Source organism: uncultured Campylobacter sp., from assembly GCF_947255105.1.
GTDB lineage: Bacteria > Campylobacterota > Campylobacteria > Campylobacterales > Campylobacteraceae > Campylobacter_B.
Window position 1 is genome coordinate 38,528 of the sequence record NZ_CAMYFP010000004.1, and the last position, 24,280, is coordinate 62,807.

Genomic DNA, 24,280 nt, shown 5'->3' on the forward strand with positions numbered 1-24,280 from the left:
CTATCTTTTTAGTTTATAAACTTTAGTCCATGGACTTAAAATGACAGGTTCAAACAGCTCTTTATCATAATTTTCAAGCACAAAAAGCTGTATAAAGGTCGAATTAAACATCTTTTTATCAAGCAACAACATCTTTCTATAATCTTTCATAAATATAAGATAAAGAGGCGCGTCGCTACCTTTGTTAAAGACAACTTCACTATTTAAAATATTGCCGCTATAGCTAGTTATTATCACCTTTTCTATAGGAATGGTGTTTTTATCCATCTGTATAAAATACTCTTTATTTGCATTGGTACCTACCACAAAATCCCTTGTAACAATCAAGCCATCTTTTTCTTGGAAAAAATCTGTCTCATAAAAGAAAGATGGCGTGTTGCTCTTGCCTGTGGATAGATCAATCTCTGAAAAGAGCTTGACAGTAGAAAAGATACTAAACATTCTATATGGTAAATAATAGTAAATTTCTCTAGTTTTATTAGGCAGAGTTAAATTTCTATCCCCAAGATAGCTATAAAAAAGATCTATGTTATTATTTTCTATTTTGTAGTCTTGCAAAATTCTCTCTAGCCTTGGTGTTTTTGAAACGTTTTTTTCATTTCTCTCTTTATCAAGATATTCAACCTCTATCCTTGCCATATTGGCAGATCTTACCTGATCTTGTGTTAAAGCATAACTTACAGCAAAGTTATCACTGCCTTTATGAACACCACCATCTATAAGAACATTTGTATCGGCATAATACATAATCGGATAGCCATAATCCCACCAAGCAAGTGTATAGTCCTTTTTATCGGCTATCTTATCCAGCTCTTCTAAAACTTTGACCTCATCATTTACAAAGACAGTTTGAGGTCTATACTCTTTGATGTGAGCAATCGATGGCTTAAGTGCAAAAAATGTAGCCGGTATAAAAAGAGCCAAAGATAGTATAAATTTGACAATAGGTAGCTCCTGCAACTTTGTTACAAACAGACAAATCATCTCTATTATAAAAAAGAGTAGATATCCAAAGCCAAGTGCCATTATCGGCACAGCATATACCGTAAATCTAAGTCCAGCCTTAAGAGCAATAAAGCCAAGACCTAGCATAGGCAGTGCTAAAAGCATCTCTTTTTTTCTAAAAAATAGTAGCAAAACTCCAGCACTAGATAGATAAAAGACCCAAGGAGCTGAGCTAATTCTCTTCATAAAAGTATCAAATGGTATAAGCTCAGTCTCATAAATAGTCGCTGTTACATTATAAAAATGAAAAACACCTAATTGGGTGCTGTCTTGATGTATATAACCTATTAACTTGCTAATTATAGGAGCTAGTCCGCCATTGTATATGGTCAAGGCAATAGCAAAAAGAGCCAAAGAAATCATTGTCTTTAAATTTGTCTCTTTTTTATAACAAAGCAGAACAAAAAAGAGAGCAAAAAGCGCTATTTCGATAAAAAGTGGGTTGTGGTTTGCAGCAAGTAGCATAAAGATAGTCGCTTTGTAGTTTTGAACTCTCTTTCTTTGGAATAGCAAAGTATAGGCAAAATAGGTGCCAATCATCGCCAAATTTAGCGAGTAGGATGAAGCATACCAGTAGCCATAAATCAAGATAAAGATAGATGACAATAATAGATCTATATTACTATCATTTTTAGTTGATCTTATCATCGCCCACAGCACAAAGCAAGGTAAAACTATAGTAAGCATATCTGTATCATAGTAGCCAGCCATAGTCCTGTTATAGTAGCTAAGCGCCACAGAGGCGATAAAAGCAGCTATTGCGCCAGCTTCAAGGAACTTTAACTCCTTTGCAATCAAAATCAAAGGCACAACTATCAAAGATGAAAAATAGGCACTCATATAGAGTAAAATTGTCTCAAATTTAAGAGATGTAAAGAGCGATGAGATAAGATATGTAAGCCACGATAAAAAGCTACCAGTAAAAATTAAACTCTCTTTGTTGTAGCTACCATCTAACATATCCTTTGCGCCCTTGGCAAAAATATAGGAATCATTTGTATTTACCATAATCTCGCCATTGTAGAAAAGGGCACCACTGTTTTGCAAAGAGTAGACCCAATTAACCCAGTCCATCCTTGCATAGACGCTAAAAATATAGGCTAGTGCTATATAGATAACTACTCGTATCCAATCACACTCTTTAAAGCAACCAAAGACTTTTGTATTATTCATTTTTATTCACCCTTTATAAAACTCTCTATTTTTTTATAGATACTAACTTTAACTAAGACCTCTTTTGGAAGATGAATTGTAATTGGTCTAGCTGAGTTATAATCTACAACTATCTTGCTTGGATAAAGGACAAATTTGGACTTTTTCTTACCATAACAAAGCATCTCTGTGCTAGCAAGCTCATCGCTTTTACTAAAAAAATAGTACTCATCAAAGCCGTCATATTTGGTAGTTAGGTTTGAGTTTATGTAAAAATAACTATTGCAATCTAGCAGCTTAAACTGCCCAAACTCTACCTCTACCTTTAAATTTGACTCATCATCTCTTTTTTGTAACTCTATCTTTTCTACTCTATAACCATCTTTTGACAAAATCTCTGCTCCGCTGAAATTTAAAAGCATAACAACAACTAAAAAAACTGCTCTCATAGTCTCTTTTCCCACTCCAAAGAGCTTTTTATGATGATAGATAGGTCATTTTTTTGAGGCTTCCATCCTGTTAAATTTATAAGCTTATCTACTTTCGATACCAAAACAGCGGGATCGCCATCTCTTCTCTTTGCAATCTCAACCTTAAAATCAACTCCACTTACAACCTTTGCTCTATCTATCACCTCTTTTACAGAAAAGCCGTTGCCATAACCTACATTAAAAACTTCGCTATGGTTTTTATCTATGTAGTGCAACGCGTTTATGTGAGCTAGTGCAAGATCTTCTATATGTATATAGTCTCTTATGCAGGTGCCATCTTTTGTAGGATAGTCATCTCCAAATATACTCATCTTCTCTCTTTTGCCAAGAATTGTCTGACAAACTACCTTTATAAGATGAGTTGCATTTGGATAGTTTTGTCCCAAAAGCCCATCACTGCTAGCACCAGCAACATTAAAATAGCGAAGTATTGCATAACGAAAACTCTCATCTGCTCTGCCTTCATCTTTTAGTGCCCACTCAACCATAAGCTTACTTTTGCCGTAAGGATTGATTGGATTTTGCAAGCTCTCTTCGCTTACAACGCCATCTTTTGGCTCTCCATAAGTTGCCGCTGTAGATGAAAAGACAAATTTATTTACCTTAAACTCTCTTGCTAATGCAATTAAATTTAGTGCATTTGCTGTGTTGTTTTGGTAGTATTTTATAGGATTTTGCATTGACTCAAAAACCTCAATATAGGCAGCAAAGTGGATAATAGCATCAAATTTATAGCGCTTAAAAAGCTCTCTTAGTTTTGCACTATCGCACAGATCGCACTCTACAAAATCAAAATCTCTTATCTTTTTTAAACTCTCTATCGCCTCTTTGCTTCCACTATAAAAGTTGTCTATACCAACGACTTTTGCATCGGTAGTCTCAAGTATGAGCTTTAATGTGTGTGAGCCGATATATCCAGCAGCACCAGTAATAAGTATCTTCACTCTATCTCCTTTTTTATCTTTAAAAATCTTGCAAATTTGGGCTTACCGCCATTTGTAAATGAGTTAAATTTATATGTGACAATTGTTCCTAGCTTTGGTGGATTGGCTCGCATTTCATCACTAAAACCGCCACCTATCCTAAAAACTACATCGCCATCTTTGCAGGTTATTGAGCCCATCATTCCTTTGTATTTGCCCTTTCCATCGTTGATGGCAACAACTTCGCACTCACTATCAAAATATGGCTTTACCTTTAGGATTTTATCACTCCTACCCTTTATATAGCCCACCTTTGGATCTCTTACAACAAGTCCCTCACCACCTAAATCAACCACTTTTTTTAGCCGTTTTTTCAACTCTTTTTTATCTTTTATAGGCTCTTGTTTTATTATTTTTATCGGGCTGTTTGGATGAGCGTTTAGATATTTTTGTAAAATCTCAAGTCGCTCAAAAAGCCCACCTTTGGCATTTGGCACATCAAATACCATAAATTTAAGCTCGCTCCATCTACTTTTGTCATCTTTGGTTGTGACTATTGAGAGAATCTTTTCAAACTCGCCTCTTTTGCTCCATATCTCACCATCAATAGCAAATGGCGGGAACTCTTTCGTCCAAAACTCAGGCACAAAGAGTCTTTTGCCACTTTTGCTAAGAAGTTTCTCTCCATCCCAAAACCCTCTAACGCCGTCATATTTCTCGCTTACAACATAGCCGCTGATATTTTGATCTTTATAGACTCCAACAAGCATAATGTCGCTAAAAAGGGATAAATTTAGGGCCAAAACAATAAGTAAAACTCTCAAATTTCGCCTCCAAAAAAGTTTTAAATTATATCAAAAGCTTCATAAAAAACAAAACTATGAAAAAAGTGCCTCTTTAAGCCAACTATCAATCTTGGAATTTGTATAAAAAAACATAATGTCTTTTTCTAGTTTTATATGCTCTACATGCCCGCCTGCCTCGCTTAAGATCAGCTCTCCTGCAATATAGTCCCACTCATTTATGCAAAACTCAAAATAACCATCGCAAAAACCAGCCGCCAAAAAGCAAAGATCAGCCGCTGCACTTCCACTTCTTCTAATACCTGCTATTTTGTTTATGATTTTGTTAAAATACTTCAAATTTGGATTGTAAGTAGCTCTGCTATAGGGAAAACCTGTAGAGATGAGCGCTTTGTCTAAAGAGCTAGTCAAAGAGACGCTAAGCCTTTGTTCGTTTAAAAATGCACCGCTTCCCTTTATGGCATGAAAAAAGAAGCCCAAAAGTGGCAAATAGACTATTCCAAGCATAGTTTCATCATCTTTTTTAAGACCAATACTTATAGAATAGATCGGATACCTATGGATAAAATTTGTCGTGCCGTCTATTGGATCAATGACAAAGGTCCAAGGAGAGCTTCCCTTTATCTCGCCACTTTCTTCACTAAGTATAGAAAAGCTTGCAAAGTTTGTCTGGATAAATTTGATGATCTTCTCTTCGCACTCTTTGTCAATCGATGTTACAAAGTCTATTTTGCTACTTTTCATCTCAATATCAAAATTAGACGCAGTCTTTAAAAACTCTCCAAGTTCCATCAAAAATGGTCTAAATTTATCTCTTATCGCCTCTAAATTTATCAAGACAAAATCCCCTTAATCTCATCTTCTATCGCCTTGGAAAAGACCTCTTTGTAGTTTTTATCGTCTGATTTGATAAACTCATTCATAACAGAAAGATAGTTACAATAATCATTTATGACTAAATTGCCCTTTAAAAGCTCAAATTTCAAAAAGAGCCAATAGGTATTTAAAACATCACTTTCACAATACTGCTCTATAAGGTCTAAGCTATCACTATAAAAAAGAGCGCTTACCTCATCGCCTTTGGTGTCAAATTTGCCCGGCAAGCCAACACTTTTGCAAATCTCATCAAGTTTTAATCCTCTAATAGCGCCAAAATCGCTAATTTGATCTAGCAAGTCACAATGAAAGCGCTCATTATATCGGTAGCGATAGTTCTCCCATTTGCTCTTGTTTAGCTCCTTGTTTTCAACCTCAAAATAGGAGTGCGCGCTAAGATTGTATCTCATCGCTCTAGCCATTATCAAAGGAAGGTCAAAGCCTCTGCCGTTGAAGCTTATAAGGCGCGGATTGTGTGAGTTAAGAAAGCTTATAAACTGAGCAATTCTACTCTTTTCATCCTCTCCCTTCATGGTAGAAACTCTCTTAAACTTGCCAAAGTCATCGGCAATTACAGCACTTATGCAGACAATTTTATGAAAGCAAACTGGCAAAAATGTAGTGCCATTATTTTTCAAAAACTCCTCTTGAGCAGTAACGCCAACCTCTTCATCGCTCCCCTCATACCCAAAAACAGATCTTATAACACTAGCATCTGGAATTGTCTCAACATCAAAAACACAAATCATAAAAACGCCCTTTTGTATGGATTTGGAATCTTACTTTTGTCACTATTTGCCAAGGCAAACAGAACTAAATTTGGATTTCTTAAAAGCTCTCGTCCATAAGCTACCATGTCGCAAACTTCTCCTTTTAAAAGTGCCTCTCCCTCATTTGGCGTAGTTATAAGTCCTACGGCAATAACTGGTATATTTACAACTTTTTTGATCTCTTTTGCATAACCGCACTGATAAAAAGGCTCGATTTTTGGCATCAAACTTGGCTTTTCATGGTTGCCGCCGCTACTTACATGGATATAACTTGCACCAAGAAAATCAAGCCATACAGCAAGTTTTTTGCTATCCTCAATATCAAAACCGCCACTCTCCCACTCGCTTGCACTTATCCTAACGCCAAAGACAATATTTTCTTTTTTTAACCTACTCACTATCTCAAAAAGAAAATTAAACCTAGAGAGTAGATCTTTTCCAAATTTATCATCTCTAAGGTTAGTTAGCGGACTTAAAAACTGATGTATCAAATAGCCATGAGCGCCATGTATCTCTACAAAGTCATATCCAGCCTCAACCGCTCTTTTAGAAGCACTTATAAAAGAGTCAATTATCTCATAAATTTCATCAATAGATAACTCTCTAGCCTCATCATACTCATCGCTAAATTTACTCTTAGATGGCGCAACAGGCTTTGTTGTAGAACTTTTGCTCTTTCTGCCAGCATGAGATAGCTGCACTCCAACCAAAGCACCATAGCTCTTTATCTCTTTTACAAGTTTGGCGTGAGAGTCTATCTGACTATCATCCCAAAGTCCAAGATCAAAATCGCTTATCCTTCCGCGCTTTTGGACAGCTGTTGCCTCAACTATGATAGTGCCAACCTCTCCGATAGCTCTTGCGGCATAGTGAGTGTGATGAAATGGCTCTACCATTCCATCATCTTTTGCCATATAGAGGCACATTGGTGGCATTACAACTCTGTTTTTTGCTTCATAACTGCCAAAGCTAACAGAGCTTAATAACTTCATTTTATTTTGTCCATGTCCCAACAAAGAGTGGTATTGCCATCATCATCTTTCTCAACGTCGCCCATTCCCATGATGTTGTAACCGCCATCTACATAGTGAATCTCGCCCGTTACTGCACTTGAGAGATCACTCAAAAGATAGGCGCCACTCTTGCCAACATCCTCTATAGTTACATTTCTTTTAAGAGGTGAGTTTAGTTCATTCCACTTAAGAATCATTCTAAAATCTCCAATCCCGCTAGCTGCTAAAGTTTTGATAGGACCAGCTGAGATGGCATTTACTCTTATGTTTTTTCTACCAAGATCTCTTGCAAGATATCTTACAGTGCTCTCAAGCGCTGCTTTTGCAACTCCCATAACATTGTAGTGAGGGACAAATTTAGGTCCGCCAAGATAGGTTAGAGTTAGGATAGAGCCACCCTCATTTAAAACTGGCAAAACTGCCTTTGTAAGAGAGATGAGAGAATAGACACTAGTTCCCATAGCAATATCAAACGCCTCTTTTGAAGTATCGACAAAATCGCCCTCCAAAGCCTCTTTTGGTGCAAAAGCAACTGCGTGAAGGACAAAATCTATCTCTCCTAAATCCCTCTTGATATGCTCTTTTAAAGAGTCTAAATGCTCTTGATTGTTTACATCAAGCTCATAGACAAAGCTGCTTCCAAGCTCATCTGCTATTGGTTTTACCCTTTTAAATAGAGCTTCATTTAGGTAGGTAAAAGCAAGAGTTGCACCCTGCTCTTTGCAAGCTTTGGCTATTCCATAAGCTATCGATCTTTGATTTGCAACACCGACAATTAGTCCCTTTTTTCCCTTAAGAATCATCTACACTCCTTTATTAAATTTAAAAATTCTTTTGCATTTAAACTGGCACTTCCCACCAAAACTCCATCGCAATTTTTGATTTGTGAGATGGCCTTTATATTTTCCAAATTTACGCTACCTCCATAAAGCAAAGGGGCATTACTTAGAGTTTTTAAAAAGTCCAAAATCTCTTTGATATATTCTGTTGTTGCACTCTTGCCACTTCCAATAGCCCAAATAGGCTCATAAGCAATGGTTAGCTTATCGTAGCCCAGATCTATGTTTTTAAGCTGTGATTTTAAAAAAGATTTGGTTGAGCCATTCATATAGACAATATCGCTCTCGCCTATACAATAGACTACATCATAGCCCTGTTTTTTGGCAAACTCAAATTTATCCCTTAAAAAATCATCCGATTCACCTAAAATAGTTCTTCTTTCACTATGCCCTATCAAAAGTGTCTCTATACCAAACTCATCAAGCATCTCTTTGGTAATCTCCCCTGTAAAAGAGCCTTTAAGTGCTGGATAGAAGTTTTGAGCACCCTGTTTAAACTTGTGCTTTTTGCCACTAAATGCACTAAATGGCGGAAAAACAACTACACTTTGCCCATCTAGCTCTTTGTCTAAAATCTCTGCATAGTTGCTAAAACTCTCTCTTGTATGATTTGACTTTAAATTTGCATAAAACTTCACTAATCTCTCCTTATAAGAGCCTTAACTCCTGGCAGCTCTTTGCCCTCTATTAGCTCCAAACTAGCTCCACCACCCGTTGAGATAAAGGTCATATAGTCGCTATCTCCTGCTCTTTCAACTGCATCAGCAGTATCTCCACCACCTATAACGCTAGTTGCTTGACTCTCGGCTATAGCGTGACTTATCCTAATACTTCCTTTGGCAAATTTATCCAACTCAAAAACTCCCATTGGTCCATTCCACCAAATAGTCTGTGCATCACTCATTGCAATCTTAAAGAGCTCAACAGTTGCAGGACCGATATCTAGGGCCATCCACTCCTTTGGAATCTCCTGCGTTGTAGTTATCTTTGTAACTGCCTCATTGCTACAAACCATTGCTGTTATGGCATCTACTGGAAGATAAATTTTAACTCCAAGCTCTTTTCCTCTATTTAGTATCTCCAAAGCCTCATCTATCAAATCTTCCTCTAAAAGTGAGTTTCCGATACCATATCCAAGTGCTTTTAAAAAGGTAAAGGCCATGCCGCCGCCAATTAAGAGCTTATCTACTTTTGGTATGAGGTTGGTTAGGGCTTGAAGTTTGCCACTTACCTTGCTTCCGCCAACTACAGCGACAAATGGACGAATTGGTTTTTTTATGAGATTTTGGGCAAAATTTATCTCTTTTATGAGCAAAAATCCAGCTGCTTTGTGGCGATCATCGAAAAATTTAGTGATTGCCTCAACTGAAGCGTGCGCTCTGTGACATACGCCAAATGCGTCATTGATATAGTAGTCTGCAAAACTTGCCAAAGTCTTTGCAAATTTATCATCATTGCTAGTTTCGCCCTTTTGAAATCTCAAGTTATCAAGGAGTAAAATCTCGCCACTTTTTAGTTCATTTACAGCTTTTTTTGCCTTATCGCCTATGACATCTTTTACAAATTTAACCTCTTTTTTAAGAAGTCTTGAAAGTCTTTTTGCAATAGGCTCCAAAGAAAAGCGCTCTTCATATCCATTTTTAGGTCGTCCAAGATGGCTAGCAAGCACTATACTACATCCCTCATCTAGACAATATCTTATGGTTGGAATGGCCGATCTTACTCTTCTATCATCACTTATATTTAAAAACTCATCCATAGGGACATTAAAATCACATCTTAAAAATACCCTACTGCCCTCTTTAAGCTCAATGTTTTTTATAGAAAGTATCCCTGTCATTTAAGTCCTTTGCTCTTTGCTGCATAGAGTGCCAAATCCACAAGTCTTTGCGAATAACCCCACTCATTGTCATACCACGCCATAACTTTTATAAAGTCATCGCAAATTACCTGAGTTAAGTCGGTTGCAACGATACTAGAATAGCTAGAGCCAACAAAATCACTAGAAACTCTAAACTCCTCATCAATACCCAAAATCCCACTCATCTGCCCTTTAGAATACTCAATAAAAATCTCATTAAGCTCATCTTTTGTGGTTTTTTTCTCGCAGTAAGCGGTAAGATCTACCATAGAGACATTTGGAACAGGCACTCTAATACTTTGTCCATGGAGCTTGCCCTTTAAATTTGGAAGAACTAGACTTATCGCTTTTGCAGCACCAGTTGTAGTTGGAACTATATTGCAAGCCGCAGCCCTACTTCTTCTTAGATCTTTAGTCTTAATATCAAGCAGACTTTGTCCGTTGGTATAGGCATGAACGGTTGTCATCAAGCCCTTTTTTATACCAAGCTCTCTGTCTATTATCTTGGCAATTGGCGCTAAACAATTTGTTGTGCAGCTTGCATTTGAGATGATTGATTGGTTGTTGTAACTCTCTTCATTTACACCCATCACAAAGGTTGGAGTCTCATCTTTTGCAGGGGCTGAAAGCACTACCAAATTTATACCTTTTTTTAGATAAGGGGCACAATCTTGTGTCGTTAAAAATGCCCCTGTGCATTCTAAAACTACCTGTGCGCCGTATTTATCAAAGTTAAGCTCATCTAGGCTTCTTGTAGAAAAAACTGGGATTTTTTTGCCATCTATCGCAATGCTATTTTCATCTATATACTCTACTTTTTTGTTAAATTTGCCGTGAACTGAGTCATATTGTAAAAGATATCTAGTTACCTCTCTTTTTGCTGTATCGTTTATGGCAACTAGCTCGACATCATCGCGATTTGAGATGATTCTTGCCGCGCACCTACCTATCCGCCCAAAACCATTGATTGCAATCTTTAAACTCATTTATCGTCCTTTTTAGGTATAATGACCTACATTTTACTAAACTAAAGGTTAAAAAACATTAAATGAAGTTAGCATTTTTTGGCGGAAGTTTCGACCCGCCGCACCTTGGGCATGATACAATTGTAAAAAGTGCCCTTGCAAATTTAGATATCGATAAGCTAATTATAATGCCAACTTATATAAATCCATTCAAATATAGCTACAGCGCCCCTCCAAAACTTCGCTACTCATGGGCAAAAAAACTTTGGGGCGACCTTGACAGGGTTGAGGTAAGCACCTATGAGATAGATCAAAATCGCCCTGTACCGACTATAGAAAGTGTTAGAGAGCTTTATAAAAGATATGAGATAGAGAAGTTTTATCTACTCATTGGCGCTGATCATCTAAGCTCTTTGCACCTTTGGGATAGCTTTGAAGAGCTAAATAAGCTTGTAACTTTTATAATTGCAAGTAGAAATCACATAAAAATACCAAAATATTTGGCAAAATTTGATATAGATGTTAATATCTCATCATCATATATTAGAGAGAGTTTGGAGGTTAGCAAAATACCTGCTAAGCTACAAAAAGAGATTGTGAAATTTTATCAAGGATTGAAAATGAAAGAAAAAATTGCAAAAATAGTTGAAATTTTAGAGGACAAAAAGGCTGAAAATGTTGAGGTCATCGATATGAGTGGCAAAGAGTATATGGCTAAAAATGTCATTATCGCAACAACTCTTGCAACAAGACAGAGCGCCTCTTTGATTGATGATATAAAAGAGGGTCTAAAGCCTTTTAATGAGAAGTTTTTAAATGTTGAAAGTAGCGATGAGTGGAGCGTTATTGACCTTGGCGATATCATAATTCATCTAATGAGTGAGAACTACCGCTCAAAATACAACATTGAAGAGCTTTTGGCAACTCTAAAGTTAGAGCATAAGTAATATTTTAAATTTGAAATTTAATTATAAAATTTAGGTCTAAATTTGTTTAAATTTCAACATGGCTATCCCAAATTTAAAGCTTTAAATTTGGGATAAATTGCCCATAAGTTGGGCAATTTATCTTATTTTTCTAGCCTTTTCATCTCTTTACAACTTGGTTTGTACCCAGAAAAGCAAGCTCTAGTATAAAGGCTTTTTGCAAGGCTTACATTTTTAACACAACCCTCGCCCTCTTCAAGCATCTTAGCAAGTCTTAGGCAAGATGGAATGTATTGATATCCGGAACAACCCTTATCAAAAATTCTAATAGCCAAAGCATAATTTTGCTGCTCATACGCCTTTTTAGCAGAGGCAAAACACTGCTCTTGATTTTGATTTTCGCAAATTGTAGCTAAATTTACATTTGATGGCTCAAGTTTTACAGGCTGTATAAAGACCTCATCTGTCTTTTTAAAAGCTCCATCTTTTGTGCTACAACCAACAAAAACAAATGCTAAAAAGAGCAAAAATAGATACTTTTTCATCCCTTTTCCTAAAATCTGTCTGTTATATAGTAGGTTTCTTTGCCTTCAACCTTTTCTAACTTTCTCTTGTTTTTATCTGACCAAGAAAAAATCGCCTCTCTTACTGCCTCTCTGATATGCTTATCAGGTGATTCATTTTTGATTTTAAAATAGTTATTTGAGTTTGACATAGCAATATATGCACCATAAGTTTTGAGTTTATCGTTTAGTGCAACAATCTTCTCAAGCTCAGTTTGCTCAAAATCGCACCTTGAAAGTATCGCTCTAAGCTGCTTTAATGTCGCATCGTTGGTGTTATATCCAAATGCTAACAATATTCCTTCTTCATTCATATTTTATCCTTTCATTAAAAAATTTATTTACTATTATTTGCAATCAATACATCTTCTATTATTTTTTTTATATCTCCGTCAAGAACGGCGTCTGTGTTGCCATAGCTCTTGTTTGTGCGATGATCTTTTACCTGTTGATAGGGAAAAAGCACATATGAGCGTATCTGATGTCCCCAGCTATTGTCACTCTTTTCTATCTGATCGCCTGCTTCTTTTTGTTTGTGAAGTTCAAACTCATAAAGACGAGATTTTAACATTTTCATAGCGGTATCTTTGTTTTTGTGCTGACTTCTGTCGTTTTGACACTGCACAACAATACCAGTTTCATAGTGAGTTATACGAACCGCACTCTCTGTTTTATTTACATGCTGACCACCTGCTCCACTAGCTCTATAATAATCTATTCTAATATCCTTATCCTCTATCTCGATATTGATATCATCATCAACTTCAGGGCTTACAAGCACACTTGTAAAACTCGTATGACGTCTGCCTGCGCTATCAAATGGACTAACTCTAACAAGTCTATGAACACCATTTTCAGCCTTTAAATATCCATAGGCGTTTTCGCCCTTTACCATAAAACTCACATCTTTTATGCCCGCTTCATCGCCCTCTTGAAAGTCCAAAAGCTCAACGCCAAAGCCCTCTCTTTCACAAAATCTCACATACATCCTATAAAGCATACTCGCCCAATCGCTACTTTCAGTTCCGCCACTTCCAGGATGAATAGATATGATGGCATTTTTGGAATCATCCTCGCCGCTTAACATCATAGATACTTCAAGCTCTTGAATCTGCTCCAAAAGCTCATCTGACTCACCAAAGAGATGTGTCAAGGTCTCATTGTCGTTTTCATCAACTGCCATTTCATAAAGCTCGCAAGCCTCTTCTAAAGCCATTTTTGCACTATTGTATTTTTTAAGTATTGATGAGATAGATGACTTCTCTTTTCCCAATTTTGAAGCCCTTTTGCTATCTTTCCAAAGATCTGGATCAAGCTCGCAAGCCTCTATCTCTTTTAGTCTTTTTTGCAATTCCTCTGGTTTTATGATGAGTGCTACATTGCAAACTTTCTTTTTTGCCACTTTCAAAAGCTCGCTGTATTCGTAACTGTCCAACAAGTCTCTCCATTTTTTAGGTAATTATAACATAAAAACTATATAAACGAAGTGCCGTGAAATTTATTAAGTTATTTTAAATTTGCAATACAAATTTGCCCAGCTCTAAATTTGAAATAAGTAAGCCTAAATTTAAAAGATTAAATTTCAACAAACAAAATGATTTTGCAGGCTGGAAATCAGTCTAAACAAAATTAATATAAAAACTCCACAAATCGCAGCTTTTTAAAATATTAGAAAAGCTACCATGTAACAAAACGTAGCACAATAAAAAGGTTAAATTTCTAATCTCTTGCGATGCTAATTTATCTAATACAAAATTATCTAAGCTTGGATTTACAAGACCAAACAAAATAAAGCAAAGAGTTAAATTTCACTTCAATTGGCAAGCTTATATTTATAGCAAGAGATGATATTAAAAGTAAGAACTTTCAAGATAGAGCAGAGATAAATTTGACAAAGTTTGAAGTCAAATTTAACTACCTTTTCATAAATGGATAAATATCGTTAAATTTCAGCTACAAATTTAGATAAAAATCAATGCTATTTTAGCTAGTGCTGCAGCCATAGTGCCAATTAACCAAATTTTAGATATAATCATACATTCTGTTAGATTACTTTAAAACATATAGGAAAAATTATGCAACTAATTAGATCAATCGATGAGTTAAAAAATGCTTTGTCAAATTTAGACAAAACTATAGGCTACGTCCCAACTATGGGCGCTTTGCATGATGGACATCGCTCTTTGATAAAAAAGGCAAAAGAGCAAAATGAGTTTTGTATAGTCTCAGACTTTGTCAATCCATCGCAGTTTTTGCCAAATGAAGACCTAGAAAACTACCCAAGAAATGAGTCAGAAGATATAAAAACGTGCGAGAGTTGTGGTGTTGATGTGCTATTTATGCCAAGTAGCGATGAGATGTATCCATCAAATGATGTAAAAATCATAGCTCCAACGTCGCTCTCTACCAAACTTGAAGGTGCTACAAGACCTGGACATTTTGATGGCGTTTTGACAGTTTTAAACAAATTTTTCAACCTTATTTCGCCAAATAGAGTCTATTTTGGGAAAAAAGATGCACAACAACTTCTAATAGTTCAAAAGATGATAAAAACAACATTTAAAAATATAGAACTAGTTCCTTGCGATATCGTAAGAGGAGCCGATGGTTTGGCACTTAGCTCTAGAAATTCATATCTTGATGAAGAGGAAAAACTAGAGGCACTAAAACTTTATAGAGCCCTTTTAAAGGCAAATGAGCTCATCAAAAATGGCGAGTTTTCAACAAAGGTGATAAAAGAGCAAATGAGAGCTGTTTTGGAGCCTATAAAGATAGATTATGTAGAGATTACCGATAGAGAGCTAAATAGCGTTGAAAAGGTCACTATGGAAAACACACTTATATTGATAGCCGCCTACATTGGCAAGACTAGACTTATAGACAACTTATGGATCTAATATGAGCAAAAACCTCTATCTTCTTTCACTGGGCTGTAACAAAAATCTAATCGATAGCGAGATTATGCTAGGTAGGCTAAAAGAGTATCAACTAGTAGATGATCCAAAGAGTGCCGATGTCATGATAGTAAATACCTGTGGATTTATAAACTCTGCAAAAGAGGAGAGTATAGAGGCTATTTTGGAGCTTTCCTATTGCAAAAAAGATAGCAACACTCTACTTATCGTAACTGGTTGCTTGATGGAGCGATATAAAGAGGAGCTTATAAAGGAGCTTCCAGAAGTTGACCTCTTCTCAGGAGTTGGGGATTTTAACAAAATAGATGAGCTAATTTCCAAAAAAGAGAGTAGATTTAGCCCAAAAGTCTATCTACAAAAAGATGAATCAAGAGTGATAACAGGCTCAAACTACCACGCATATGTCAAGATTTCTGAAGGTTGCAACCAAAAATGCAGCTTTTGTGCCATTCCAAACTTTAAAGGCAAATTGCAAAGCAGAAGCATAAAAGAGATTGTAGGTGAAGTGGAGTCTTTGGTAAAAATGGGCTATTATGACTTTAGTTTTATCTCACAAGATAGTAGTAGTTATGGGAGGGACTTGGGTTTAAAAGAGGGTCTTATAGAGCTAATTGACGCAGTTGAGAAGATAGAGGGTGTCAAATTTGCAAGGATTTTGTATCTCTATCCTACAACTACAAGCAGGGCGCTTTTAGAAAAAATCATCTCATCAAAAATCTTCTTAAACTACTTTGATATGCCGATACAACACATCAACAACGATATGCTTCGCATTATGAAAAGAGGGGCAAAAAAAGAGCAAATTTTAGAGCTTTTAAAGATGATGAGAGAGGCGAAAGATAGCTTTTTAAGGACAGCTTTTATAGTTGGGCATCCAGGAGAGGATGAGAGTCGTTTTGATGAGCTGGTCTGCTTTTTAAATGAGTTTAAATTTGATAGAGTCTCTGTTTTTGCCTACTCCAAAGAGGAGGGAACGCCAAGCTTTGATATGCCCGAAGTTGATGAAAAGATAGTAGAAGAGCGAGTTAAAAAACTAGAAAAATTAACTAAAAAAATCTTAGATGAGAGTTTTAAGAGTGATGTTGGAAGAGAGTTTGTCTGTCAAATAGATGGCTATAGTAGCGAGGGAGAGCTATTTTTTGGTGCCAAAAAATCCATATGGGATATAAAAATTGACGGAGAGATACTCATCAACGATAGCGCAGTTAAAGATATCTCTATTGGCAAAAGTTATCTTTGCAAAATCACCAAAGCTCTTGGCAACGGACAGCTTTTAGGGGAGATAATTGATAGAGCTTAGAGAGCTTTCTAGACTTGAGTTTCCAGCACTTTTAGCCTTTTCATATGGAGTTGATAGCACCGCTCTTTTTTGGCTCTTAGTTGAAAAAAACATCCCTTTTGATCTTGCTTTTATCAACTACAACACACGAAAAGAGAGCCAACAAGAGATGAATGAAGCTACAGACTTAGCCGCTAAATTTCACAAGAAAATCTACATAAAAGAGCTTTGCATGAGCCTTAATGAGAGTAATTTTGAGATGAGAGCAAGGGAGGCTAGACATAAATTTTTTGCACAAATATGCAAAGAAAATGGCTACAAAAGCCTACTTTTTGCCCACCAGCTAAATGATTTGTTTGAGTGGTTTTTGATGAGATTTTCCAAAGGAAGCGGACTTTGGAACTTAATCGGCATGCAACCTTATGAAAAAAAAGAGCCTTTTTCTATCTTTAGACCGCTACTTTTTACGCCAAAAGATGAGCTTATAGACTATCTTGATAAAAACAGACTCAAATACTTTATCGATAGCTCAAATTTGGATATCAAATACCAAAGGAACTTCATCAGACAAAGCTTTAGCGATAAATTTATCAAGCTTTATAAAGATGGCGTTGTTAATAGCTTTGAGTTTTTAAATAGTGATTTATCAGCACTTTTAGAAAAGCCACTTTTTGAAAAAGGCCCCTTTGCCATCTTACAAAATAGTCAAAACTCTATAAATTTAATAGACAAACTCCTAAAAAAACAGCAGATTGTAATGAGCCAAAAACAAAGAATTTGGGCAAAAAAGGATGGAGTTATCTCTGGAAAAGTGGCTATTGGTTACAAAGATAAGCTGATATTTGTAGCGCCATTTGTAAAAACTGCCATGCCAAAAGAGTTTAGAGAGTTTTGCAGAGTTAAAAAAATCCCGCCACTAATTAGACCCTATCTTTGTGAAAACAGAGAGTTTTTAGAGACAATTAGCCATTTTCTTTGATATTTACTCTATTCATAAAATCAACCACCTTGATAGGTGCAACTTGAGTTTTGATGAGTAAATTTTTAAAAATATAGTAGCTCATATTGGCGTCATTTCTAGCATCAGCGTCATAGATAAAGATATTTTGGACAAATTTACTACCCTCTTTTTTGTAAAAGTTTTCTATCTGCTTTTTGATAGTTTGATAAAAAACCTCATCTTCATCATCAAGCGCTAAGTCGTTTGGATTGGTGACTATGGCATTTAAACGTTCCTGCACAAAATCCACCATATAAGCGTCAAATACCTCATTTTCGTCAGCAAACATAACAGCAATAGAGTGCTCCAACCTCAAGATAAAAAGGGCATTTTGCTGAAATTTTTCATTTTTATAGAAAAAGTAGAGCAGCTTTAGGGCATTTAGATGTTCATCGATCTTATATGGCTCAAACAAACTATCAATAGCCTCAACCTCATCTTTTCTGTTATAGACCAAAAAGTCGCTATTTACAGTGACTATTTTGCACTCTTCGTCGCTAACTTCGCTTCCCTTTACAACACCTTGAGTTGCCTCACCCATAAGCACACAGAGAAATATCTTTTTGTCTTCATACTCTTTTAAAAGTTCGTCCAAAACAGTTGCGATGTTGCGCGGATCATCAATGGCTTGAGTTTTCAATATCTCGCTTAAAACTCTATTTTTTGAGCCCATCTCTCTAAGGCAAATTTTATAATAATCAGCCTCTAATATAACGCTACAAAACAGACTTTTTTTTACTCTAAAAAATCCCATCTACTCCCCTTTTGTACTCTTGTTAGGTATCAAATTTAGCATCATTTTTTGCAGCTAAAAAAAGAGTGTTTTTTATACTTTCATTGCTATTTTCCAAACTCTCTTTATCAAATTTAATCTCTGTTAGGCTAAAGTTTATTTTAGAAAATGGTTTAGGTAGTATCATCGCATCCCAACTTTTAAATTGCCAATATCTACTTGCCTCATAATTTAGCGCATAAATTGGGACATTTAAGCGTTTGGCTATGATAAAAGGACCATCAGAAACACTATGTTTTGGCCCTCTTGGACCATCTGGAGTGATGATGGTATCGCCACCCTTTTTTATCTGCGATATGGCAGCAATCAACGCTCTTGCAGCCCCTTTGCTAGATGAGCCTCTTATGGCACCAATCCCAAAATGAGCGATAGTTCTAGTGATAATTTCTCCATCTTTATGGTTGCTTATGATGACCTTTGGATTTATTTTTCTATCTTGCCACCAACGGCGGTATGCAAGTGGCATCATAGCAAGACGACCATGCCAAAAGACAACGACACAGGGCTTTTGTGGAAGAGTGATATCGCTAAATTTGAGCTTGCAAGTCCAGGCTATAGCTCTAATGACAAATGCAAGCAAATAGCCAAACACGGTGCAAAATAGCCTCTTTTTAACAGACAATCTTTCCATTTAAGACCATTCTTTTTGGCTCTGTTATAAGGACTTTTCTACACTCTCCTAAAAGCTCTCTGCCCCCATCTACTTGAACCAAAAAATTTGAAAAGCTTCTTCCTGCAACAACTCCGCCCTCTCTAAACTCTTCAAAATAGACCTCCATAGTCTTGCCCTTTTGACCAAGTGCAATCTCATCTAAAATCTCATTGTGTCTGCTTTGAAGAGCACTCAATCTAGCACTTGCAATCTCATCATCAAGTGGCGTTAGTTTAGCAGCTGGAGTAAGCGGACGTGGACTAAATTTAAAAGAAAATATCTGATGAAATTTAACTCTTTCTATCACATCCATAGTCTCTTTAAAATCCTCATCACTCTCGCCTGGATATCCCACGATAATATCGGTGCTTATAGAGATATCGGGACAAAGCTCCTTTAACTTCAAAGCTCTATCTAAAAACCACTCTTTTGTATAGCCCCTTCTCATCGCTTTTAGAATTTTGCTAGAACCGCTTTGAAGTGGCATATGCATGGATTTGCAAATTTTGTCATTATTTACAAAAACATCGATAAATTTATCATCCATATGCAAAGGATGAGGGCTTGTAAATCTTATTCTCTCAACTCCATCAATCTTACTAAGCTCTACCAAAAGGTCACTAAAATCAATCTTGTCATGAGCACTAGAAAAGCGTCTGCCGTAGTTATTGACATTTTGTCCAAGTAAAAAAATCTCTTTTGCACCACTTTTAACAGCTCTTTTTGCCTCATTTATAATAAGCTCTGATGGTATTGAGATCTCTTCGCCTCTAGTATATGGAACGATACAGTAGCTACACTTCTTATCACATCCTATAGAGATATTTATAAATGATTTGTATGGCGAACTTCTAAACTCGCCAAAGGCATATTCGCTCTCGTCATAGTTGATATCGGTGCTTATAAACTTATCTACTTTTATCGCCTCTGTAATCTTTGAGACATTCCTAGCACCAAGCACAAAGCTAACACTAGGTGCTCTTTTAAAAATCTCTTTACCAAGATGACTTGCACTACAGCCACAAACTCCTATCTTGGCTCCCTCTTTTCGTATCTTTTCAAACCCGCCAATCTCACTAAAGAGCTTATGCACTGGCCTCTCTCTTACTGAGCAGGTATTTATGATGATAAGATCTGCATTTGTAGCGTCATCTGTTAGAGTATATTCATCTTTTAATTCGGCTATGATGTGCTCACTATCGCGCACATTCATAGCACAACCTAAAGTCTCAATAAAGAGCAGCTTACTCAAAAATATGCACCTCATACATATAGTCACCATCATCAAGGCCATATTTTACGGTATTTGGATAGACTGTGTAGCCCTTTTTTTCAAAATACTCTATCAGGGCTTTTAGCTCTTTATTACTATTTTCTTTATCCAAATAAAAAATTTTATGTCCTTTTTTGGTTACACCCTCTTCAATCTGCTCTATACTTATACTCTCACTCTTGCTGGATAGTTCTTTTTTTGCTAGCTTAAACACCATTTTCCATCCTTTTATTTTTTGAATTCGTGAGTATAACAAATTTTATGTAAAAAACCGATTAAACTAAAATCAAGGCGAAATTTGTATAATTGTATCTCTTATATAAATTTAAAAGCTTATATAAATTTAAATCCAAGTAGAAAATTACCGCTGTTAAGGAGAAGAGATGGAGAGAATGGGCGATATTGTAGAGTCTATTGCAAATGAAAAAAATCTAAACATAGAAGATGTCAAACAAAAGGTAAGACTCGCCTTTATCAACTGCGCAAAGGAGCTTTTTGGAGAGGACTACAACTACGATGTTGAATTTAGTTCAAATCAAAAAAACATAAAGGTCTATCACAAAATTTTAGTAGTAAAAAATGATGATGAGAGAGTTGATAATAACCATTTTATGGCACTTAGTGAGGCAAAAAAACTAAACAAAGAGATAAGTGTCGGCGATGAGATCAAATACTACATAGACTTTAGTGACTTTGGACGAACTGCCTCTGCGATTCTTTCAAGAGAGCTTGGCTATCACATTCAACAGCTTGTTGAAGAGACCAACTATAAGCACTATCAAGAGAAGATGGATGAGATTATTTTTGGCACTGTTATACGTGTCGATGAGTGGGAGACAACCTACCTTGAAATTGATGATGCAAAGGTATATATGCCACGCAAAAACCGCATAAAAGGCGAAAATTTTGAAGTTGGAGATATCGTAAGGGCGGTTATTAGAAAAATTTATCTTGATAAACAGGGTATAAGAATTGAGATCTCAAGAACCTCTCCAAAATTCTTAGAGGCTCTCTTAAAAGTTCAAGTGCCTGAGATAGAAGATGGAAGTGTCATCATACAAAAGTGCGCTAGAATTCCAGGCGAGAGAGCTAAAGTTGCGCTTAGTGCAACAAGACCAAACATCGATCCAGTTGGCGCAACAGTTGGAGTAAAGGGAGTTAGGATAAATGCCGTTAGCAAAGAGCTAAACAATGAAAATATAGATGTTATTGAATACTCTCCAAAACCTGAAGTTTTGATAGCAAGGGCGATGGCGCCGGCTATTGTAAACTCAGTCACAATAAAAGATATGATAGCAACAGTTCATATAAATAGTGAGCAAAAAAGCAAAGCAATAGGAAAAAATGGTATCAATATCCGCCTTGCTTCAACTCTTTGCGGACATAGAATAGAGCTTGTAGAAGAAAGCAGCGACAAAAAAGATACAAAAACAGGGTTAGAAAACTTAAAAGAGTTATTTGGCGATATTTAGTTAAATTTGGCTAAAGAGAGCTTCAAACTTACTCTCATTAGCCAAAACCTACTAATCCGGCGGTCTATAGTTCTTTTTTTCTTTTGCCTCTTTTTTTCTAGCTTCAACTTCATAGGCGTCATTTAGCGACTCTTCACTATCAAATTTAGTCCCATCCAAAAACTTTGTATAGTCCTCAAACTGCTTTGTCTTAAGCCCCCAAAGCAAGGCAAATAGAGCTATAAAACCAAGCACCAATGAGGTTGCAAGCATCATAGCAAGAACTCCACCACTCATCTCAATCCTTTATAAGTTTTATTCTTAGGCTATTTAAAACCACCACCAATGAGCTAAGCGACATAGAGATAGCTGCAACTAGCGGTATAACATATCCCATTATAGCAAGAGGGACTGTAACTGAGTTGTAAAAGAGAGAAAAGGCTAAATTTTGTTTTATGGTGCGATAGGTCTGTTTAGATAGCTTTATGGCATTTGTAAGAGTTGCTAGCGAGTCATTTAAGACGATAATATCGCTCTTTTCAAGACTTATACTTGCGCCACTTCCAAGACAGATCCCAACATTGGCACTGCTAAGCGCTATAGCGTCATTTATACCATCGCCTACCATTATCACTCTATCTCTATTTTTTATAAGTTCGTCTATAAATTCCGCCTTTTGTGTTGGGAGCTGGTTGGCATAAAAGTTTTTTATGTGTAGCTCTTTTGCAATCTTTTCTACAACATTAAAGTTATCTCCACTTAAAAGATAAATTTCAAATCCAAGCTTAGAAAGTCTATCTATGCTCTCTTTTGCCCCATCTCTTAACTCATCTTCAAGCTCAAATTTCATAGCAACTTTGCCACCTATACTAAAATAGTAGTTTGTCATATCGCTATCATCGCACTTTATGCCAAGCTCTCTCATATAGGTTGCACTTCCGCCATTTAGCGCTATGCCATTATAAGTAGCGCTAACTCCCCTTGCCTCTATGTTTTCGTAATTTCTAAGCTCTATTGCCTTAAAGCTCTCTTTATACTCTTTAAAAATGGCTCTGCTTATTGGATGGATCGATCCCTTTAAGAGATTTGCCATGATATTTTCATCAAAATCAAAATATTTTTTGCTATTTACTATCTTTAGGTTGGATTTTGTAAGTGTGCCTGTTTTGTCAAAAACTATGCTGTTGCACTTAGCAACCTCTTCAAGCACCTTTGCCTCTTTGAAAATAACTCCCTTTTTAAGCCCAGTTGCAAGTCCTACAAGAGAGGCTACTGGCGTTGCAAGTCCCAAAGCACACGGACAAGCAATGACTATAATAGAGATAAATATCATAAGAGATTTTTCAAAAGTTGCACCACTTATATACCAAAAAAGAAAGCTTAAAAAGCCCAAAGAGAGTATTGTTATAGAGAAATATCCTGAAATTTTGTTAGCTATGTTTTGAATGAGTGGTCTTTTTAGTGAGGCATTTTCAAGCAAGTTTATCATCTTGCTAAGAGTAGAACTTTTAAAATCACTCAAAGCCCTATACTCAACCCGCCCATCAAGGCAAACAGCGCCACTTAAAAGCTCATCGCCTCTTTTTTTAAAAAGCGGAAGGCTCTCGCCTGTTAAACTAGCATAGTCAAAACTTCCCTCGCCACTCTCTACAATACCATCGATTTGAATCTTATCGCCACTTCTAGCAAGGATTAGGTCATCTTTTGTCACTTCATAGATATTTTTAGAGCTAAATTTCTCTCCCTGCTTTACCCAGATATCGCTTATTACCAACTTTGAAAGACTATCTAGCGTATCAACTGAGTTTTTTTGGCTAACAACTTCTAAAAATTTACCAATAAAGACAAAAGTTACAATCATAACAACAGAGTCAAAATAGACCTCGGCACTCCTACTAAACATCGCATAGACTGAGTAGATGTAGGTTAGACTTGCTCCTGCACTTATTAGCAGATCCATATTGACATAGCGATTTTTAATGGCTGTCTTTGCCCCTTTAAAAAAGACACTTCCCGTAAAAAATAGTACAGGAGTTGCTAAGATAAACTCGGCAAAGTGAAAGATATCTTTTATATTTTCGTCCATACCGCTAAAATAGCCGCTATATAGAGCAATTGCTATCCACATGATATTCATAGTTGCAAAGATACCAACTAACAACTTTGCATAGAAAGCTCTTCTAGTCTTATCGATGCTCTCTTGTGCTCTTGTTGGATCATAGGCATATGGTCGGTAGCCTATCTGAGTAATTAGTTGAAAAATGGTTGCTAAGTCTGTTTGGCTCTCATCCCAAACTATCTTTGCCTTTTTTGTCTGTGCGTTAATCTGAGCTTCAAGAACTCCTTTAGCCGAAAATAAAATCTTCTCATTTAGCCAGACACAAGCGCTACAGTGAATGCCATCGATGATGATAAAAACTTCACTAAATCCATCACTATTTTTACGAACAAAGTTTCTATAGATACTTGCTATTTCGTTTTTGCCAACCTCATCTATGTTGGCTCTATCAAGATTATTTTTGCCAAGTTTATTGTAAAACTCATCAAGCCCTTTTGATGAGAGTAGATAAAAGACCTGTTTGCAGCCATTACAACAAAATTTATTGCCAAACTCGTCGTTTATTAGCTCTTCATCCTTAAAAAACTGACGACAATGCCTACACCTTTGCATTTGCTTCCTTAAGAGTTAGTTTTAAATTTATAATAATTATAGCCTTAATTTAATTGTTA

At 36.3% G+C, this 24,280-nt stretch carries 24 protein-coding genes and 2 pseudogenes; 6 read left to right on the forward strand and 20 right to left on the reverse strand.

The annotated features are described in order from the left end of the window. From Q0X52_RS03420 to gap, 11 genes are read right to left on the reverse strand one after another with little or no spacing between them, the layout of a single operon-like run. Positions 1-2,178: an STT3 domain-containing protein gene (locus Q0X52_RS03420; RefSeq protein ID WP_297574880.1), complete on the reverse strand. Its 2,178-nt coding sequence runs from the start codon at positions 2,176-2,178 to the stop codon at positions 1-3. Positions 2,179-2,180: 2 nt separating this feature from the next. Then, positions 2,181-2,606: an ecotin family protein gene (locus Q0X52_RS03425; RefSeq protein ID WP_297574882.1), complete on the reverse strand. Its 426-nt coding sequence runs from the start codon at positions 2,604-2,606 to the stop codon at positions 2,181-2,183. Beyond that, a complete protein-coding gene (gene galE, locus Q0X52_RS03430; protein WP_297574884.1) occupies positions 2,603-3,592 on the reverse strand; it encodes a UDP-glucose 4-epimerase GalE in 990 nt (329 codons plus the stop codon). The genes Q0X52_RS03425 and galE overlap by 4 nt, the downstream gene beginning before the upstream one ends. Next, a complete protein-coding gene (locus Q0X52_RS03435) occupies positions 3,589-4,395 on the reverse strand; it encodes a DNA ligase (RefSeq protein ID WP_297574886.1) in 807 nt (268 codons plus the stop codon). Before Q0X52_RS03435 ends, galE begins: the two co-directional genes overlap by 4 nt. 54 nt (positions 4,396-4,449) lie before the next feature. Further along, positions 4,450-5,211, reverse strand: coding sequence for an inositol monophosphatase family protein (locus tag Q0X52_RS03440; protein WP_297574888.1), 762 nt, complete (start codon positions 5,209-5,211; stop codon positions 4,450-4,452). Continuing rightward, on the reverse strand, positions 5,208-5,999 hold the full coding sequence (locus tag Q0X52_RS03445) for a 3'-5' exonuclease (protein ID WP_297574890.1): 792 nt from the start codon (positions 5,997-5,999) through the stop codon (positions 5,208-5,210). The genes Q0X52_RS03440 and Q0X52_RS03445 overlap by 4 nt, the downstream gene beginning before the upstream one ends. After that, positions 5,996-7,012 carry a tRNA-dihydrouridine synthase gene (locus tag Q0X52_RS03450; protein ID WP_297574892.1) on the reverse strand — a complete coding sequence of 339 codons (1,017 nt, stop codon included), beginning with the start codon at positions 7,010-7,012 and terminating at the stop codon, positions 5,996-5,998. The genes Q0X52_RS03445 and Q0X52_RS03450 overlap by 4 nt, the downstream gene beginning before the upstream one ends. Next, positions 7,009-7,836, reverse strand: coding sequence for an enoyl-ACP reductase FabI (gene fabI, locus Q0X52_RS03455; RefSeq protein ID WP_297574893.1), 828 nt, complete (start codon positions 7,834-7,836; stop codon positions 7,009-7,011). Before fabI ends, Q0X52_RS03450 begins: the two co-directional genes overlap by 4 nt. Then, complete coding sequence (locus tag Q0X52_RS03460; RefSeq protein WP_297574895.1) at positions 7,833-8,510, reverse strand: triose-phosphate isomerase; 678 nt, start codon at positions 8,508-8,510, stop codon at positions 7,833-7,835. Before Q0X52_RS03460 ends, fabI begins: the two co-directional genes overlap by 4 nt. After that, the gene (gene pgk, locus Q0X52_RS03465; RefSeq protein WP_297574897.1) at positions 8,510-9,712 is read right to left on the reverse strand and encodes a phosphoglycerate kinase; all 1,203 of its coding nucleotides are present in this window, start codon (positions 9,710-9,712) and stop codon (positions 8,510-8,512) included. The genes Q0X52_RS03460 and pgk overlap by 1 nt, the downstream gene beginning before the upstream one ends. Continuing rightward, positions 9,709-10,719 carry a type I glyceraldehyde-3-phosphate dehydrogenase gene (gap, locus tag Q0X52_RS03470; protein WP_297574900.1) on the reverse strand — a complete coding sequence of 337 codons (1,011 nt, stop codon included), beginning with the start codon at positions 10,717-10,719 and terminating at the stop codon, positions 9,709-9,711. Before gap ends, pgk begins: the two co-directional genes overlap by 4 nt. Before the next feature lie 62 nt (positions 10,720-10,781). Here gap and nadD point away from each other — a divergent pair. Then, a pseudogene (nadD, locus tag Q0X52_RS07890) lies at positions 10,782-11,318 on the forward strand (nicotinate (nicotinamide) nucleotide adenylyltransferase); the annotation flags it as partial. Between the two features lie 24 nt (positions 11,319-11,342). After that, positions 11,343-11,645: pseudogene (gene rsfS / locus Q0X52_RS07895) on the forward strand (ribosome silencing factor); the annotation flags it as partial. Between the two features lie 122 nt (positions 11,646-11,767). Here the strand turns inward: rsfS and Q0X52_RS03480 are convergent. Genes Q0X52_RS03480 through prfB form a run of 3 tightly spaced genes read right to left on the reverse strand, consistent with a single transcriptional unit; the run spans position 11,768 to position 13,622 of the window. Further along, the gene (locus Q0X52_RS03480; protein WP_297574905.1) at positions 11,768-12,169 is read right to left on the reverse strand and encodes a hypothetical protein; all 402 of its coding nucleotides are present in this window, start codon (positions 12,167-12,169) and stop codon (positions 11,768-11,770) included. Between the two features lie 8 nt (positions 12,170-12,177). Next, the gene (locus tag Q0X52_RS03485) at positions 12,178-12,501 is read right to left on the reverse strand and encodes a type II secretion system protein (RefSeq protein ID WP_297574908.1); all 324 of its coding nucleotides are present in this window, start codon (positions 12,499-12,501) and stop codon (positions 12,178-12,180) included. Positions 12,502-12,524: 23 nt separating this feature from the next. Next, positions 12,525-13,622 carry a peptide chain release factor 2 gene (gene prfB, locus Q0X52_RS03490; RefSeq protein ID WP_297574911.1) on the reverse strand — a complete coding sequence of 366 codons (1,098 nt, stop codon included), beginning with the start codon at positions 13,620-13,622 and terminating at the stop codon, positions 12,525-12,527. 640 nt (positions 13,623-14,262) lie between these two features. Here prfB and panC point away from each other — a divergent pair. From panC to tilS, 3 genes are read left to right on the forward strand one after another with little or no spacing between them, the layout of a single operon-like run. Beyond that, positions 14,263-15,084, forward strand: coding sequence for a pantoate--beta-alanine ligase (panC, locus tag Q0X52_RS03495; protein ID WP_297574913.1), 822 nt, complete (start codon positions 14,263-14,265; stop codon positions 15,082-15,084). A gap of 1 nt (position 15,085) precedes the next feature. Continuing rightward, positions 15,086-16,402 (forward strand): 30S ribosomal protein S12 methylthiotransferase RimO, encoded by a 1,317-nt coding sequence (rimO, locus tag Q0X52_RS03500; protein WP_297574916.1) that lies wholly within the window; start codon positions 15,086-15,088, stop codon positions 16,400-16,402. Next, the gene (gene tilS, locus Q0X52_RS03505; RefSeq protein ID WP_297574918.1) at positions 16,389-17,360 is read left to right on the forward strand and encodes a tRNA lysidine(34) synthetase TilS; all 972 of its coding nucleotides are present in this window, start codon (positions 16,389-16,391) and stop codon (positions 17,358-17,360) included. The genes rimO and tilS overlap by 14 nt, the downstream gene beginning before the upstream one ends. Here tilS and Q0X52_RS03510 read toward each other — a convergent pair. From Q0X52_RS03510 to Q0X52_RS03525, 4 genes are read right to left on the reverse strand one after another with little or no spacing between them, the layout of a single operon-like run. Further along, positions 17,344-18,135, reverse strand: coding sequence for a hypothetical protein (locus Q0X52_RS03510; protein WP_297574921.1), 792 nt, complete (start codon positions 18,133-18,135; stop codon positions 17,344-17,346). The genes tilS and Q0X52_RS03510 overlap by 17 nt on opposite strands. A 22-nt stretch (positions 18,136-18,157) precedes the next feature. Beyond that, a complete protein-coding gene (locus tag Q0X52_RS03515; protein ID WP_297574924.1) occupies positions 18,158-18,805 on the reverse strand; it encodes a lysophospholipid acyltransferase family protein in 648 nt (215 codons plus the stop codon). Further along, positions 18,786-20,093 carry a tRNA (N6-isopentenyl adenosine(37)-C2)-methylthiotransferase MiaB gene (gene miaB, locus Q0X52_RS03520; protein ID WP_297574927.1) on the reverse strand — a complete coding sequence of 436 codons (1,308 nt, stop codon included), beginning with the start codon at positions 20,091-20,093 and terminating at the stop codon, positions 18,786-18,788. Before miaB ends, Q0X52_RS03515 begins: the two co-directional genes overlap by 20 nt. Beyond that, the gene (locus Q0X52_RS03525; RefSeq protein WP_297574931.1) at positions 20,071-20,316 is read right to left on the reverse strand and encodes an HP0268 family nuclease; all 246 of its coding nucleotides are present in this window, start codon (positions 20,314-20,316) and stop codon (positions 20,071-20,073) included. The genes miaB and Q0X52_RS03525 overlap by 23 nt, the downstream gene beginning before the upstream one ends. 166 nt (positions 20,317-20,482) lie before the next feature. On the opposite strand from Q0X52_RS03525, the gene nusA reads away from it, so the two are divergent. Then, positions 20,483-21,571 (forward strand): transcription termination factor NusA, encoded by a 1,089-nt coding sequence (gene nusA, locus Q0X52_RS03530; protein WP_297574934.1) that lies wholly within the window; start codon positions 20,483-20,485, stop codon positions 21,569-21,571. A 51-nt stretch (positions 21,572-21,622) separates the two neighbouring features. Here the strand turns inward: nusA and ccoS are convergent, their stop codons facing one another. Together ccoS and Q0X52_RS03540 are read right to left on the reverse strand one after the other, a co-directional pair. Next, positions 21,623-21,847, reverse strand: a complete 225-nt coding sequence (ccoS, locus tag Q0X52_RS03535) for a cbb3-type cytochrome oxidase assembly protein CcoS (protein WP_297574937.1) — start codon at positions 21,845-21,847, stop codon at positions 21,623-21,625. A gap of 1 nt (position 21,848) precedes the next feature. Next, positions 21,849-24,221 (reverse strand): heavy metal translocating P-type ATPase, encoded by a 2,373-nt coding sequence (locus Q0X52_RS03540; protein WP_297574940.1) that lies wholly within the window; start codon positions 24,219-24,221, stop codon positions 21,849-21,851. Positions 24,222-24,280: the final 59 nt, after the last annotated feature.

Bases quoted from the DNA above. Each gene is read 5' to 3' on its own strand.
- Q0X52_RS03420 (WP_297574880.1), bottom strand. From the start codon at position 2,178: ATGAATAATACAAAAGTCTTTGGTTGCTTTAAAGAGTGTGATTGGATA.
- Q0X52_RS03425 (WP_297574882.1), bottom strand. From the start codon at position 2,606: ATGAGAGCAGTTTTTTTAGTTGTTGTTATGCTTTTAAATTTCAGCGGA.
- Q0X52_RS03445 (WP_297574890.1), bottom strand. From the start codon at position 5,999: ATGATTTGTGTTTTTGATGTTGAGACAATTCCAGATGCTAGTGTTATA.
- Q0X52_RS03450 (WP_297574892.1), bottom strand. From the start codon at position 7,012: ATGAAGTTATTAAGCTCTGTTAGCTTTGGCAGTTATGAAGCAAAAAAC.
- fabI (WP_297574893.1), bottom strand. From the start codon at position 7,836: ATGATTCTTAAGGGAAAAAAGGGACTAATTGTCGGTGTTGCAAATCAA.
- pgk (WP_297574897.1), bottom strand. From the start codon at position 9,712: ATGACAGGGATACTTTCTATAAAAAACATTGAGCTTAAAGAGGGCAGT.
- gap (WP_297574900.1), bottom strand. From the start codon at position 10,719: ATGAGTTTAAAGATTGCAATCAATGGTTTTGGGCGGATAGGTAGGTGC.
- Q0X52_RS03480 (WP_297574905.1), bottom strand. From the start codon at position 12,169: ATGAAAAAGTATCTATTTTTGCTCTTTTTAGCATTTGTTTTTGTTGGT.
- Q0X52_RS03485 (WP_297574908.1), bottom strand. From the start codon at position 12,501: ATGAATGAAGAAGGAATATTGTTAGCATTTGGATATAACACCAACGAT.
- panC (WP_297574913.1), top strand. From the start codon at position 14,263: ATGCAACTAATTAGATCAATCGATGAGTTAAAAAATGCTTTGTCAAAT.
- rimO (WP_297574916.1), top strand. From the start codon at position 15,086: ATGAGCAAAAACCTCTATCTTCTTTCACTGGGCTGTAACAAAAATCTA.
- Q0X52_RS03510 (WP_297574921.1), bottom strand. From the start codon at position 18,135: ATGGGATTTTTTAGAGTAAAAAAAAGTCTGTTTTGTAGCGTTATATTA.
- Q0X52_RS03515 (WP_297574924.1), bottom strand. From the start codon at position 18,805: ATGGAAAGATTGTCTGTTAAAAAGAGGCTATTTTGCACCGTGTTTGGC.
- miaB (WP_297574927.1), bottom strand. From the start codon at position 20,093: ATGAGGTGCATATTTTTGAGTAAGCTGCTCTTTATTGAGACTTTAGGT.
- Q0X52_RS03525 (WP_297574931.1), bottom strand. From the start codon at position 20,316: ATGGTGTTTAAGCTAGCAAAAAAAGAACTATCCAGCAAGAGTGAGAGT.
- nusA (WP_297574934.1), top strand. From the start codon at position 20,483: ATGGAGAGAATGGGCGATATTGTAGAGTCTATTGCAAATGAAAAAAAT.
- ccoS (WP_297574937.1), bottom strand. From the start codon at position 21,847: ATGAGTGGTGGAGTTCTTGCTATGATGCTTGCAACCTCATTGGTGCTT.
- Q0X52_RS03540 (WP_297574940.1), bottom strand. From the start codon at position 24,221: ATGCAAAGGTGTAGGCATTGTCGTCAGTTTTTTAAGGATGAAGAGCTA.